This window comes from Collinsella sp. BG-O-102 (assembly GCF_023656745.1).
In the GTDB taxonomy this organism is placed as follows: domain Bacteria; phylum Actinomycetota; class Coriobacteriia; order Coriobacteriales; family Coriobacteriaceae; genus Collinsella.
This window is the reverse complement of record NZ_JAMOKO010000007.1, coordinates 85,071-99,264: the sequence shown is the minus strand read 5'-3', so window position 1 is coordinate 99,264 and position 14,194 is coordinate 85,071. Positions and strand designations below refer to the sequence as shown.

The 14,194-nt window shown below is 59.2% G+C and carries 15 protein-coding genes; all 15 read left to right on the top strand.

The window, feature by feature from the left end; genetic code table 11:
* Positions 1-4 precede the first annotated feature (4 nt).
* The 15 genes from NBH09_RS05170 to NBH09_RS05100 all read left to right on the top strand — a co-directional run bounded on the left by NBH09_RS05170 (position 5) and on the right by NBH09_RS05100 (position 14,179).
* Positions 5-1,117, top strand: coding sequence for a hypothetical protein (locus tag NBH09_RS05170; RefSeq protein WP_250787264.1), 1,113 nt, complete (start codon positions 5-7; stop codon positions 1,115-1,117).
* A gap of 732 nt (positions 1,118-1,849) precedes the next feature.
* Positions 1,850-2,860: a substrate-binding periplasmic protein gene (locus NBH09_RS05165; protein ID WP_250787277.1), complete on the top strand. Its 1,011-nt coding sequence runs from the start codon at positions 1,850-1,852 to the stop codon at positions 2,858-2,860.
* Positions 2,861-3,177: 317 nt separating this feature from the next.
* Positions 3,178-3,762 carry a ribosome hibernation-promoting factor, HPF/YfiA family gene (gene hpf / locus NBH09_RS05160; RefSeq protein ID WP_055310422.1) on the top strand — a complete coding sequence of 195 codons (585 nt, stop codon included), beginning with the start codon at positions 3,178-3,180 and terminating at the stop codon, positions 3,760-3,762.
* 79 nt (positions 3,763-3,841) lie between these two features.
* On the top strand, positions 3,842-4,795 hold the full coding sequence (locus NBH09_RS05155; protein WP_250787263.1) for a DegV family protein: 954 nt from the start codon (positions 3,842-3,844) through the stop codon (positions 4,793-4,795).
* Positions 4,796-4,893: 98 nt separating this feature from the next.
* Positions 4,894-5,973 (top strand): NAD(P)-dependent oxidoreductase, encoded by a 1,080-nt coding sequence (locus NBH09_RS05150; RefSeq protein ID WP_138340216.1) that lies wholly within the window; start codon positions 4,894-4,896, stop codon positions 5,971-5,973.
* A 5-nt stretch (positions 5,974-5,978) separates the two neighbouring features.
* Positions 5,979-6,407, top strand: coding sequence for a hypothetical protein (locus NBH09_RS05145; RefSeq protein WP_055310425.1), 429 nt, complete (start codon positions 5,979-5,981; stop codon positions 6,405-6,407).
* A 15-nt stretch (positions 6,408-6,422) separates the two neighbouring features.
* On the top strand, positions 6,423-7,121 hold the full coding sequence (locus NBH09_RS05140) for a HEAT repeat domain-containing protein (protein WP_250787262.1): 699 nt from the start codon (positions 6,423-6,425) through the stop codon (positions 7,119-7,121).
* 6 nt (positions 7,122-7,127) lie between these two features.
* Positions 7,128-8,213 carry an isocitrate/isopropylmalate dehydrogenase family protein gene (locus tag NBH09_RS05135; protein WP_250787261.1) on the top strand — a complete coding sequence of 362 codons (1,086 nt, stop codon included), beginning with the start codon at positions 7,128-7,130 and terminating at the stop codon, positions 8,211-8,213.
* Between the two features lie 126 nt (positions 8,214-8,339).
* Positions 8,340-9,425, top strand: coding sequence for a hypothetical protein (locus NBH09_RS05130; protein WP_250787260.1), 1,086 nt, complete (start codon positions 8,340-8,342; stop codon positions 9,423-9,425).
* A gap of 630 nt (positions 9,426-10,055) precedes the next feature.
* Positions 10,056-10,499: a PTS sugar transporter subunit IIA gene (locus tag NBH09_RS05125; protein ID WP_035137680.1), complete on the top strand. Its 444-nt coding sequence runs from the start codon at positions 10,056-10,058 to the stop codon at positions 10,497-10,499.
* Positions 10,499-10,780 carry a preprotein translocase subunit YajC gene (gene yajC / locus NBH09_RS05120; RefSeq protein ID WP_250787259.1) on the top strand — a complete coding sequence of 94 codons (282 nt, stop codon included), beginning with the start codon at positions 10,499-10,501 and terminating at the stop codon, positions 10,778-10,780. The genes NBH09_RS05125 and yajC overlap by 1 nt, the downstream gene beginning before the upstream one ends.
* A gap of 36 nt (positions 10,781-10,816) precedes the next feature.
* On the top strand, positions 10,817-11,299 hold the full coding sequence (gene agaV, locus NBH09_RS05115; protein ID WP_022094611.1) for a PTS N-acetylgalactosamine transporter subunit IIB: 483 nt from the start codon (positions 10,817-10,819) through the stop codon (positions 11,297-11,299).
* A gap of 90 nt (positions 11,300-11,389) precedes the next feature.
* Positions 11,390-12,190: a PTS mannose/fructose/sorbose/N-acetylgalactosamine transporter subunit IIC gene (locus NBH09_RS05110; RefSeq protein WP_022094610.1), complete on the top strand. Its 801-nt coding sequence runs from the start codon at positions 11,390-11,392 to the stop codon at positions 12,188-12,190.
* The gene (locus tag NBH09_RS05105; protein WP_055251210.1) at positions 12,180-13,262 is read left to right on the top strand and encodes a PTS system mannose/fructose/sorbose family transporter subunit IID; all 1,083 of its coding nucleotides are present in this window, start codon (positions 12,180-12,182) and stop codon (positions 13,260-13,262) included. The genes NBH09_RS05110 and NBH09_RS05105 overlap by 11 nt, the downstream gene beginning before the upstream one ends.
* A gap of 185 nt (positions 13,263-13,447) precedes the next feature.
* The gene (locus NBH09_RS05100; RefSeq protein WP_022094608.1) at positions 13,448-14,179 is read left to right on the top strand and encodes a GntR family transcriptional regulator; all 732 of its coding nucleotides are present in this window, start codon (positions 13,448-13,450) and stop codon (positions 14,177-14,179) included.
* Positions 14,180-14,194: the final 15 nt, after the last annotated feature.

The window sequence follows — 14,194 nt, the reverse complement described above, 5'->3', positions numbered from 1 at the left end:
TTTTGTGGCAGTGAAGATAGCGCGGCGTGACGAGCCGACAAGCGAGCAACTGGCTTCCTCCGTAATCCTGACCGGCACCTCGGCGCTGCGCATGATGCGCGCCGAGCGCCGACAAATGGGTTACATCAGCTGGAGGGACCTCGATCCCGATGAAGAGCGCCGTGTGCTGCACGCATCGTCGCCCTCGGCCGAGGACATCTATCTTCCCGATTTGGTGAGGATCGGGGCCGTGAGCGGCGAGGTCCAAGAAGACCTGTGTCTACTGGTGGGGTCTGCAAAGCAGCGTCGCCGCATGCCTGGTGCAAGCTGGTCCGTTTGTTCTGCAGGACTGCCGGTTGGTTCGATTCTGGAGGTGGAGCCGGGGGTGTACAGCTTGTCTCCCGAGGCCCTCTGCGTAGCCGTTGCGCGCGAAGTCGGCTGTATCCAGGCATTTGCCCTGGCCCAGGAACTGTGCTCCAAGATTTCGCTGAGCGATCGCGGGCAGTATCTACCTCCCTACACATCGCCTGTCGTAAACAGATTGGCAAAGGACAAAGACCAGCCGCCAGATGTCGGTTACTTTGAGGTCGAGCCCGTGCTGACACCCGATCGCCTGGCAGATTACCTCGCGGCGTGCAAAGGAAGCACGGCCAAACGGCTGCGGCGTCTGTGCCCCTATCTGTCGGAAAACCTGCGCTCGCCCATGGAATGCATCATGCTCGCTCTGTTTTCGCTTCCGTTTTCCTATGGCGGATTTGCCTGCGGTCCCTTTAAGACCGACTGCAAGATCGAGTTCGATGACCGCGCACAGGCAATCTCGGGGATGCCGCATGCAGTTTGCGATGCGTATCAGGAGACGGCCCGGTTTGACCTGGAATACAACGGTGAGCTGGGCCATTCCTCCCGGAGGGGACGTATCCATGACGAAAAACGCAACACGGGCTTGATTACTATGGGAATCGAGGTCGCGACGGTCAACAACGAAATGCTCCGCGACGTGGAAGCGATGGAAGCGCTCGCATGGCGCATCCACCAGCGTATGGGTAAGCGATATCAGAATCGCGTAGAGGCTCGTCGAAAGAGGCAAGATGCTCTGCTGAATACGCTCCGAGCGTGCTTTGGGCTCAAGCCGGCGTAAAACTATGGCTTTATAGGGGGTCTGTTTATATGACCTGTGCAAAAAGCGGCAAATATGAGTACTGTTACTAGAATAGTGACAGCAAAAACAAAGAAACTTGGGCAATAATCTGGATTCAGCGAAGAGATAATAAACGAATGTGGAATATCTTGGCGTCAAGCAGGCTGTGCGGAACTCAAAAAGGGCTCGTGGGGCGGAAATACGCTGCTACTAAATTGGTAGCAGTACTCATATTTGCCGCTTTTTGCACACGGCACCCTGAGACGGGTGCCCCGGAGCTCCCCGTGGGGGAGCTCCGGGCTTCATGGGGGCACGAATGGTCCGCTCCGACCTGCGAAATCTGTGCTCGCGATGCGAATAACGTCCCTAACCTTAAACTATAGCTTGAACTTAGCTATAATGCGCTACGTTCCTGCCAGGCTGTGGTTGCGGACGGACGAAATGTCCATCCTAGTCCAAGACAGACGCGGTCAAAGGGATCCACGTAAGCGACCGCGTGCGCGCGGCGCGATCATGGCGCGTCCTAGATGTAAGCCGCACCGTCCGTTCTACTTTCTTTGGGGCAATACCGCCTCGCGGGCGAGCGGGCCAGTCGTGAAGGTGGCTGCGGCCTCCCGAGCAAACGTCCCGGTGCGCAAGTGTGGGGTCAAATACCAGGTCAGCTGGTGGGAACAACCCGATATCCCGTGCAGGGCACGGATCGCATACGACACAGAAGGCAGGGTATTGGACATGGTGAGGGGCAGCTTGATGCACGCGGCTCGGTTAGGTGCTGGGGCCGCGGCGGTCATTGCCGTTTTGGGCCTGAGCGGATGCGCGTTCAATCCACTGTCCACGTTCACGACGCCCACGATCGACCAGATCGAGCGCGAGACCGTTACCCCCACGGTGTCGGACGACGCCCTGGTCACGCCGGGAACCCTGACGGTCGCTCTCGATACGTCCGATGCCCCGCAAGCCATGCAGGATGCCGACGGAAACCTCACGGGTTATGCGGTCGATGCCGCTCGTGCCCTCGCATGCCGCATGGGTCTCAAGGTTGCCTTTGTCGATGCGTCCTCGGCCGATTCCGCGCTCAGCGATAAAAAGGCCGATATCTTTATTGGCGACGTCAGGTCTACGGACGGCGATATCAGCTCGCTTGGCACCTGTCTGTACGACGCCCCCGCCGTATTCGGCAAGAGCAGTGACGGAGAGTCCCCGAGTGTCTCCACCGACACGCTCAACACTGCTACCCTGGGCGTTCAGACCTCCTCGGCCTCGCAGGAAGCGCTCGCCAAGCAGAGCATCACCGCCAACCAAAAGACCTTCTCCAATATCAACGAGTGCTTCGAGGCACTCGAGTCGGGCGAGGTCGATTACGTGATCTGTGATTCCACGGCCGGTGGTTACCTCGCGCGCCTGATGAGCCAGATCTCCTATGTCGGCACGCTCGAGACGCCCTCGACGCTTGGCGTCGCAGGCCTTAGCTCTAACGGTGAGCTGTGCCGTGCCGTGAGTGATGCCCTCGACGGCATCACGGTCGACGGTACGCTCGAGGCGGTCCACTGCGTCTGGTACGGCCAAATGCCCTATGACCTTACCGCCAAGACCGTTTCGGGGGCCAATGCACAGGCATCCGACTCCACGTCCAACGAGACCGAGTCCTCCGATGACGACGCCTCCGATAACAACGGCGACAGCCCGTCGTCCAGCCAGGAAGGCACCATCACCGACGATGACATCAACAAGCTCAATAGCTAGTTATTGGTAGGGGTGGCGTCTGCCATACATTGAACGAGGCGCTTCTTCATGGTTTCAACACGCATAGTCGGGTCTCCCCAATAGGGGAGCCCGGCTTTTCTATTTTGGTAAAAACAGCAGGTAAAAGCTGATTTCCAGGAGAAAAACTAGCTTTGCCGACGCCTTCCTATAGCGCACTTTGCTACAGAAAAGTGCGAGACTTCGGTATGCGGTATCAAGCAATCGTTATTCGGGTCTTTGGGAATCCGCGTGATTAAATGCACGGCAATGGGTACATAGCCAGTACAGTAAGTCCCCGAGGCAGATTGGAGCCACGTATGGATATCAAGGTTTCTGGACGCAAGACGACGGTAACCGATGCTCTGCGTGCGCATGTGGATGAGAAGATCGGCGAGGCGCTCAAGGTTTTCGATATCGAGCCCATGACGGTCGACGTTGTACTTCGCTATGAGAAGAACCCCTCGAACCCCAACCCGGCAATCGTCGAGGTTACGGTTCGTGTCCGCGGTTCGGTGATTCGCGTTGCCGAGCACGGTGCAGATATGTACGCCGCCATCGACCTCTCCGCCGATAAGGTCACTCGCCAGCTGCGCAAGTTCAAGACCAAGGTCGTGGACAACCGCCAGGGCGGTGCCAGCGCAGCGGATGTCGCACCGGTCGAGCGCGTCGAGGATCTGGCCGACCTGCTGCTGCCCGAGGAGGAGGACGACCTGCTCGTCCGCGAGAAGGTCATCGATGTCACCCCGATGACTGAGGAGCAGGCGCTGGTGCAGACCGATCTGCTCGGCCACGACTTCTACGTGTTCGAGAACGCGACGACTGGCCTCATCAATGTGGTGTATCACCGTAAGAATGGTGGATATGGCATCATCAAGCCCCGCATCGAAACACTTGACGAGTAAAATACGTTAACTTGCATGAGTTAACGGCTGGCGGCCATCCCATGCGGGTGGCCGCCTTTTTACGTAAGGAGTCGCTTTGATGGACAAGGCTGCATCTACCGGCCATTCTGACCGCTGCCGCATCGTCGTCGATACCTGCTGCGACTTTAGCCCCGAGGTCGCCGCGAACCTCGATGTCGATATCTTGGGCTTCCCCTTTATCATCGATGGCGAGGAGCGCACGGACGATATCTGGTCGAGCATGAGCCCTAAGGAGTTCTACGACCGCATGCGCGCCGGTGCCCGCGTGTCCACCTCGGCTGTGTCGCTCGGTCGCTATATCGAGTTCTTTACCGAGTGCGCCAAAGAGGGCACACCCACGGTCTACCTGTGCTTTACCTCGGCGCTGTCGTCGAGCTACAACTCCGCGTGCCAGGCGGCAGATGCCGTGCGCGCCGAGTATCCCAACTTCGAGCTCTACGTGGTCGACAACGCTCTGCCCTGCGCGACCGGCGCGCTCTTGGCGCTCGAGGCCGTGCGCCAGCGTTCGGCGGGACTGACCGCCAAACAGCTGGTCGATTGGGCAAACGAGGCAAAAACCTACGTGCACGGCTACTTTACGCTCGAGAGCTTCGACGCACTGGCTACCGGCGGCCGCATTCCTCCCGCGGCGGCGCAGCTCACGGCAAAGCTCGACGTCAAGCCCGAGCTCTCCTACGACCTGGCCGGCTCGCTGTCGCTGATCGGCGTCAACCGCGGCCGCAAGAAGGCGCTCAAGTCCATCCTCAAGTCGTTCCGCGAGAACTACGTGCCCGATCGCACCATGCCCATCGCCATCATGACGGCCGATGCCGAAAAGGATGGTGACTGGCTCGAAGCCGCCATCCGCAAGGAGGAGGGTTGCGCCGACGTCACGATCATTCGCGGCTCCGTGGGTCCCACCATCGGCTCGCACGTGGGCCCCGGCATGGTGGGCTGCGCGTTTTGGGGTAAGAACCGCGCCGACAAGGCGTCGCTTTCCGACCGTATCGCCCGCCGCGTGCGCGGTCAGTAGGCAAGCGCTGCGTCCGTAATCGCCCTCGACTCACAGCCCAAACGCTGGCACCGAGTATTCAACCTGGTAACAACACCCAACCCAAAAGGAAAGGTTTCATGGCAAACAAGCTCTCCGTCGCATTCATTGGCACCGGAATCATGGGTGCCCCCATCGCCGGCCACATTCTGGACGCCGGCTATCCCGTCACGGTCAACAACCGCACCAAGTCCAAGGCGGCGGCGCTTATCGAGCGCGGCGCCGTCTGGGCAGATACGCCGGCCGATGCCGCGGCGAACGCCGATGTCGTCTTTACCATGGTGGGCTATCCCTCCGAGGTCGAGGAACTCTACCTGGCGGGCGACGGCCTGCTCGCGTGCACCAAGCCGGGTGCTGTCTTGATCGACCTCACCACGAGCTCGCCCGAGCTTGCCCGCGACATTGCCGAGGCCGCCCAGGTTTCTGGTCGCATGGCGTTTGACTGCCCCGTCACCGGCGGCGAGTCGGGCGCTATCGCCGGTACGCTCACGGCTATCGTGGGCGCTACCGAGAACGACATCGCGCCGGTCCGCGACATCCTTGCCACCTTTGCGGCCAACATCTGCTGCTTCGACGGCGCCGGCAAGGGCCAGGCTGCCAAGCTCGCCAACCAGGTGTCGCTGGGCGCCTGCATGGTCGGCATGGCAGACGCCATGGCATTTGCCGAGTTGAGCGGCCTTGACCTGGAGAAGACCCGCCAGATGATCCTGGGCGGCACCGGCAAGTCCGGCGCCATGGAGAGCCTGGCTCCCAAGGCGCTCGACGGCGACTACAAGCCCGGCTTTATGGTCGAGCACTTCATCAAGGACCTGCGCTTGGCGCTCGCCTATGCCGACGACCGCGAGCTTGCGCTGCCCGGCGCCGACGTGGCCTTTACGCTCTACGACATGCTCGACGCCATCGGTGGTGCCAAGCTGGGCACCCAGGCCATCACGGTCCTCTATAAGGAGGAGGCCGACGCCATCGCCGCCGGTCTGGACTGGTCGCAGTATCGTCCCGAGGAGCATGGCGCTCACGAGGACGGCTGCGGTTGCGGCGAGCACGGCGACGACCATGAGTGCGGTTGCGGTCACCATCACGGCGAGGACCACGAGTGCTGCGGCGGCCACGGCCATGACGACGGCCATGAGTGCTGCTGCGGCCACCATCACGGGGAGTAGCGCCCATGAGCTGGACGTTCGTGGTACTAGCGCTGGTGCTCTTTCTCTTTGCGATCTACATTGGCTTTTTGTGCGGCCAGTGGGCCTGCGAAAAGCGCGTGATCACCAAGCGCGACTACTGGATCGCCAATTTTGCAGGCGCGGCGGCAGTCGTCCTGCTGACTTGGGTGTTTTCGCTGTTCCCGCTGGTGCAGTTTGCGCCGATCGGCTGGCTCGGCGGCTTTATCGCCGGTCTTAAGATGAGCTTTGGCGAGTCCGTCGGTCCGTGGCGCAAGCACGACGAGGTCTTTAACGTCAACAAGGCTCATCGCGCCGCCGCCGACGCGGGCGACGCTGAGGAGCGCCGCCGCGCACGTCGCAATGGCGCGGCCGACCGACAGCTCATCTCGGTCACCGATGACAGCAAGGGTGCTGGCAAGCACGCTAAGAAATAGTAAGAAGAGGTAACTATGGCAGAAAACAAAGACGAACAGCTTACCGACGAGGAGCTGGCACAGCTTCAGCTGGCAGAGGAGAACGAGAACGCCGTCGACCGCCTGGTCAAGGAGCTCGGCTGCCCCACGCGCCGCATCCGCCAGTTTGCCGCCCGCGTGCTGCATCTGCTGGCCGAGCGCGATCCGCAGCGCGTCGTGCCCTGCGTGCCCGCGCTGATTGAGGCGCTCGACCGCCCCGAGGCTCAGACCCGCTGGGAGGCCCTCGACGCCCTGGCGGCGCTCGTCACCACCTGCCCCGAGCAGCTGGGCGATGCCTTTGAGGGTGCCGAGACCGCACTGTTCGACGAGATCTCCTCCACGCTGCGCTATGCTGCCTTCCGCCTGCTGTGCGTGTGGGGCGCCACGAGCGTCGAGCGTTCGCGCGAGGCTTGGCCCATCCTGGACGAGGCCATCCAGTGCTACCACGGCGACCTCGAGTATCGCGACATGCTCGGTTGCCTGTACGAGTTTTGCCAGGGCGAGATCGACGCCGAGGTTGCCGAGAAGCTCGCGCTGCGCCTTAAGTTCGATGCCGAGAACGGTAAGGGCAGCTATCTCAAGGCCCGTTCGAGCGAGATTTGCGAAATGCTTGTTAAACGTTTTGGCCTGGATCTCTCCAAAAAGAAGAAGCGTGCTAGCGTTAAAAAATCTGATGACGCCGAAGACGAGGAGTAACAGATTATGGCGCACGATGTAGTCCTGATTCCCGGTGACGGTATCGGTCCCGAGATTACGCAGGCCATGCGCCGCGTGGTCGAGGCTGCCGGTGTCCAGATCAATTGGAACGTCCAGGAGGCCGGTGCCGGCGTCATGGACGAGTTTGGCACGCCGCTGCCCCAGCACGTGCTCGATGCGGTCGCCGAGACCAAGGTTGCCATCAAGGGCCCCATCACCACGCCGGTCGGCACGGGTTTCCGCAGCGTCAACGTGGCCCTGCGCAAGCACTTTGACCTGTACGCCTGCGTGCGCCCTTGCCTGTCGCAGCCGGGCGACGGCTCTCGTTTCCGCGGTGTCGACCTGGTTATCGTGCGCGAGAACACCGAGGACCTCTACGCCGGCATCGAGTTCGATGAGGGCGCTGCCGAGGTCGAGGAGCTCTCGCAGCTCGTCGAGCGCTCGGGCCAGAAGACCTTCGCCGCGGATTCCGCCATCTCAATTAAGCCGATTTCCATCGCCAAGAGCCGCCGCATTGTGGAGTACGCTTTTGAGTACGCCCGCCGCTGCGGCCGCAAAAAGGTGACGGCCGTGCATAAGGCCAACATCATGAAGGCGACCGACGGCCTGTTCCTGCGCGTGGCGCGCGAGGTGGCCGCCAACTATCCCGATATCGAGTTCAACGACAGGATCGTCGACGCCACCTGCATGGGTCTGGTCCAAAACCCCAATGACTTCGATGTCCTGGTGCTGCCCAACTTGTACGGCGATATCGTCAGCGACCTGTGCGCTGGCCTGGTGGGTGGCCTGGGTATGGCTCCGGGTTCCAACATCGGTGCCGATTGCGCCATCTTTGAGGCAACGCACGGCTCCGCGCCCGATATCGCGGGCCAGGATATCGCCAACCCCACGGCCGAGATTCTGTCTGCGGCTATGATGCTCGATCATCTGGGCGAGAACGATGCGGCCAATCGTATCCGCGCTGCCGTGTCCGCCACGCTCGACGAGGGTAAGCAGGTTACCGGCGACGTACGTCGTGTCCAGACCGGCTCCGTCGAGGGTGCGGTGGGTACGCAAGCCTTCGCCGATGCCGTTATTGAGCACCTGGCCTAAGACATGCAGACTGCAAATGCCTAAATAGTACTTAAGTGTTTGCGTATAACCTAAGAATCAATACGCCCGGCGCCTCGTCGGGCGTATTCTATGAGGGATTGTGTTCCCAATAAGGAGTAGCTGACTATGGGTCTGATTCAAAAGAAGGACGAGAAGGACGAGATCGACGGCATCCAGATCATCGAGCGCGGCGAAGGTCCCGACGGTGACGAGGCCGAGAAGATCGACCTGGTCTCCGGTACGTCTGCCGAGCACATTGCTGCTGGTACGACCGCCGAGGAGGAGGACGCTCGCCTGGAGGCAAAGATCGCCGCGGACGCCGCCGACGAGAACCTCATGCCCGAGGAGCAGGACGAGGACGACGACTCCGATGTGGACGACCACGCTTGCAAGCACAAGAAGACGATGATTGCCGCCTTTGTGGTCGCCGTCGTGATTGCCGCTGTGGTCGGCTTCTTTATCGGCAATGGCGGCTTTGGCGGCAAGGGAGTCGGCTCGGCGACCCTGACCGAGGACCAGCTCGATTCGACCGTGGCAAGCTATAGCTACAACGGCAAGAAGAGCGACATCACCGCGCGCGAGGCCATCGAGAGCCAGTACAGCCTCGACACCGTCAAGGACAACGACGGCAACTACACCGCTCCGTCTGCCGACGTAATCCTGTCCTACGTGCGCAACCAGATTCTGCTGGACGCTGCCGAGGACGAGGGCATTACCGTCTCTTCCAAGGAAATGAAGCAGTATGCCGAGGATTCCATCGGCACCTCCGACTACAAAACCATGGCCACGCAGTATGGCGTGTCCAAGGACCAGGCCAAGCAGATCGTCCGTCAGTCCGCGACGCTGCAGAAGCTCTACAAGAAGAAGGTGGGCGATAGCTCCGCAAGCATGCCGACCGCCCCGACCGAGCCTGCTGACGGCAACGAGGAGACCGCGAGCAAGGACTACGCCGACTACATCATCAAACTTGCCGGCGACGAGTGGGATAGCTCAAAGGGCACTTGGAAGGATGCCGACAGCACTTACGCTAAGGCCTTTGCCGACGATGCCTTTACGGCCGATAGCGCTACCTATAAGCAGGCCATGACCGCCTACTACACTGCTTATCAGCAGTATTCCTCGCAGGCTTCGAGCGCCAGCTCCAAGTGGACCGAGTATGCAAACGGCCTCTACGCCAAGGCCAACATCAGCATCTACGGCCTGTTTGCGTAAGGTTTGCCTGCACTACTGCGCGCTAACCGATCACCTGATTAAGCCCGCTAGAACGGACAACGTTCTAGCGGGCTTTTTGTTGCCGAAATCAATAGGATAGGCCTCGCGCCCGCGCAAGCGTTCCATCGCGTTTCCCTAATTCATCTGGGAAAACAACTGCAAACGATTGCAAGTGACCGGTGAACGGTCGAAAACTACCGTTCACCGATAATCTCAAAACTGGTTCTAACTGGTATTAAGTCAAAAAGACCAATTCACATATCTTTACAATGACCTGCAATTTTTCTACACGCTATTTTTAGCCGCCCTACGTTGTTTAGACACAGGAAAAGATCAGATTTTTTGCCAAAGCATTTCGAAACGGTTTCAAAACCGCAGGTAGAAGTGTTAACGACCGGTAAACGGTCGATTTATCACCGTGAGCGGTGCAAAAACGCTTTACCGTATGAATCAACGAAAGCGACCTCTTCTGGGGTGATATAGTGACAACAACACGTCACGTGGTTACTACCAGTTTAGAAACCACTGGTCTTCAAAGAACGCTTTCTAAGAAGCTTTAAGGGCGAGCGCCCGCTGGCTTCCGAAAATCATCGGACTCAGATCGTACACACCTTCGGAAGGGAAATTTGAATGGTTGGCTTTATTCTTACCGGTCATGGACAGTTCGCACCCGGTCTTGCAAGCGCTATCGCTATGGTTGCCGGCGACCAGCCTGCTTTTACCGTCGTTCCTTTTGAGGGCGACCAGGCCGCATCCTACGGTGAGGATCTCCGCGCCGCTATTACCGCCATGCGCGAGGAGTGCGATGGCGTGCTTGTCTTTACCGACCTGCTTGGCGGCACCCCGTTCAACCAGTCGATGATGATTGCCCAGGATGTCGACAACGTCGAGGTTCTGACTGGCACCAACCTTCCCATGGTTATTGAGCTTCTGTTCCTCCGCGGCAATGCCACGCTCGCCGAGCTTGGCGAGCAGGCCGTGACCGTTGGCCAGACGGGCGTCACCGCCCAGACGGTCGCATCCGTTGCCGGCTCCGAGGAAGAGGATATCTTCGGCGACGAGGACGGCATTTAATGGCCGATTTCGGAGCCAACGTCCTGAGCTCCTCGGTCGCCCTTTTAGGCCTGCTTGTCATCATGGGCTTGATTTACACCATCTGGTCGCAAATCAACATGAAGAAGAAGCAGAAGTACTTCAAGGAGCTGCACACCGAGCTCAAGCCGGGTCAGGAGGTTCTTTTCGCCGGCGGTATCTACGGAACCGTCAAAGGCTTCGAAGGCGAGAAGGTCCAGATCAAAGTCCGATCCGGAGCCGTCGTAGATGTTTCGCGTTACGCGATTCAGGAGATCAAGTAACTGTCGTCAGCAAATATCGAAAGGAAGCTGATCAACATGGCAGAACCCAACATTCTTCTTACCCGCATCGATAACCGACTGGTTCATGGTCAGGTTGCCACCCAGTGGAACTCCACTCTGGGCTCCAACCTCATCCTCGTCGCCAACGACGACGTGGCGTCCAACACCATGCGCCAGAACCTCATGAAGATGGCCGCTCCCGCCGGCGTCGCTACGCGTTTCTTCTCCCTGCAGAAGACCATCGACGTCATTGGCAAGGCGAGCCCGCGCCAGAAGATCTTCATCGTGGCCGAAACACCGGAAGACGTGCTTACGCTCGTCAAGGGCGGTGTGCCTATAAAGAAGGTAAACATCGGCAACATGCACATGTCGGAAGGAAAGCGCCAAGTCGCCACCTCCGTCGCAGTTAACGACGAGGATGTCGCTGCGTTTAAAGAGCTGCAGGAATTGGGGGTGGAGTTGGAGATCAGGCGCGTTCCGAGCACGCCTGTTGAGGACACGAGCAAGCTCTTCTCGTAATCCTCGTGATCCACGTTGTCAGGAGTGAAACCCTGACGTTCTGTACGTGATATCCAAAGTGCGTACATACATTTTGAAAGGAGGAGCAAGATGGAATACTCGATCATCCAGATCGCTCTGGTCTTCGTTGTTACGTTCATCGCGGCAATCGACCAGTTTGACTTCCTCGAGTCTCTCTATCAGCCCATCGTCACCGGCGCCGTCATCGGTCTTATCCTTGGCGACCTCAACACCGGTCTTCTCGTGGGTGGTACCTATCAGCTCATGACGATCGGCAACATGCCGATCGGAGGCGCTCAGCCGCCTAACGCCGTCATCGGCGGCATCATGGCAGCCATTCTCGCTATCGCCACGGGCCTCGAGCCCAACGCGGCAGTCGGCCTCGCCATTCCGTTCGCTCTGCTTGGCCAGCTTGGCGTTACCCTGGTCTTCACGCTTATGTCCCCGCTTATGTCCACGGCCGATAACATGGCTCACAACGCGGACACCAAGGGCATCGAGCGCCTGAACTACTTCGCCATGGCTCTGCTCGGCCTGATTTTCGCTGTCGTCGTCACCCTGTTCTTCATCGCTGGCGCTACCATCGGTCAGACCATCGCTTCTGCCATCCCGACTTGGCTGCAGACCGGTCTGTCCGCTGCAGGCGGCATGATGCGCTTCGTCGGCTTCGCCGTCCTGCTCAAGGTTATGATGAACCGCGATATGTGGGGCTTCTTCCTCATGGGCTTTGGCCTCGCGCTCATCACCGTTGCCAACGATTCGCTGGCAACCCCTGCTCTGCTCATCCTCGCTCTCATCGGCTTCGGCATCGCTTTCTGGGACTTCCAGCAGCAGACCGAGCTGAAGGGTGCAGCTGTTTCTGACGGAGGTGACTTCGAAGATGGCATCTAATGAGTATGTGATTCCGGAGCACTACGAGGATCTCACTCCTGCTCCGCAGCTCGACCAGAAGACCCTCAACAAGATGGCTTGGCGCTCCTGCTTCCTGCAGGCATCGTTCAACTACGAGCGCATGCAGGCCGCTGGCTGGCTTTACTCCATCATCCCCGGTCTGGAGAAGATCCACACCAACAAGAACGACCTCGCGGCTTCCATGAGCCACAACCTGGAGTTCTTCAACACCCACCCGTTCCTCGTCACCTTTGTTATGGGCATCGTGCTTTCGCTCGAGCAGAACAAGGTTGACATCCCCACGATCCGCGCCGTCCGCGTCGCCGCAATGGGCCCGCTCGGTGGTATCGGTGACGCCCTGTTCTGGCTGACGCTCGTGCCTATCACGGCCGGCATCACCTCCAACATGGCCATCAACGGCAACGCCGCTGCGCCGATCATCTTCCTGGTGATCTTCAACGTCGTCCAGTTCGCTCTGCGCTTCTGGCTCATGAACTGGTCCTACAAGCTTGGCACCAGCGCTATTGACGCTCTGACTGCCAACATGCAGGCCTTTACGCGTGCCGCTTCCATCATGGGCGTCTTCGTCGTCGGTTGCCTGGTCGTTACCATGGGTGGCACCCAGATCAACCTCCAGATCCCCAACGGCACCACCCGTGGCCTCTCCGCTACTACCGTGATCGTCTCCGAGAAGGAGGCCGAGAACTTCACCGGTATGGAGGGCATCGATACCGAGACCGCTGAGGCCGGTACCATCGCCATGACCGATAAGGACGGCAACGCCCTTACCGCTTCCGATGCCGACGGCAACGCTGTCGAGTGCGGCGTCACCGATCTGGGTAACGGCATGGAGTCCGTGACCTACGGCACCGTTACCGAGGATCCGGTCAACTTCTCTGTTGCCGACACCCTCAACACCATCGTCCCGAAGCTCGTCCCGCTTATGCTTACGCTGCTGCTTTACTACATGTTCGCTAAGCACAGCTGGACCCCGACCAAGGGCATTCTCCTGCTCTTCGTCCTTGGCATCCTGGGCGCTGGCCCGCTTGGTCTCTGGCCGAGCATCTGGTAAGGCTCTAGCTTGAGGGGTGTGTCCCTACGCGGCTCACACCCCGACCCCTTAAGCCATGTGTATGTTAAAAGCCGCGTGCTCGAAAGAGCGCGCGGCTTTTGTTTTCTTAATGATTCGGGTGTGGCAGACAGATAATGCATAACACCCTAGGTAGTTAGCCGAATTCGAGCAAAAGGGAGGATAGAATGGCGATCGGAGCGCGTAAGCAACCGCTGTACGATCAGCTGGTCGATATTCTGACCGAAAAGATTGACCATGAATATCGCGCCGGTGACATGATTCCTTCCGAGCGCGAACTTTCGGAGCGCTATGGTCTCTCGCGCACTACGGTACGCCTGGCTCTGCAGGAACTGGAGCGTTTAGGACTGGTGGTTCGGCAGCACGGTCGCGGTACCTTTGTGACCGACCGTTCGGCAAAAGCAACCAATCTTATGCAGTCCTACAGCTTTACCGAGCAGATGCGCGCGATGGGTCGAGAACCCGAGACCACGATTCTCGAGTTTTGCGAGATGGAGGCCGATAAGAATCTGGCCGAGCATATGGGATTGCGCATCGGTGATCGCATTTTTAAGCTCAAGCGCCTTCGTTCTGCCGACAACATGCCCATGATGGTCGAACGCAGCTATCTCCCGGTTCGTCAATTTCTGTCCCTAAAGCGACCGCTGCTGGAGCGTAAGCCGCTTTACGATGTGATTGAGCAGGACTTTCAGCAAAAGATTCGCGTGGCCGAAGAGGAGTTCTATGCGAGCATAGCCCGTCCCACCGATGCCCACCTTTTGGGAATTGTCGAGGGCTCGCCTGTGCTCGATTTGGTCAGGACTACGTATAACGAGTCAAACGAGGTAGTGGAGTACACACTCTCGGTTGCTCGTGCCGATCAGTTTAAATACAAGGTTTACCACCAGCGCAGCAACTAGTGCTCGCATTGTTTC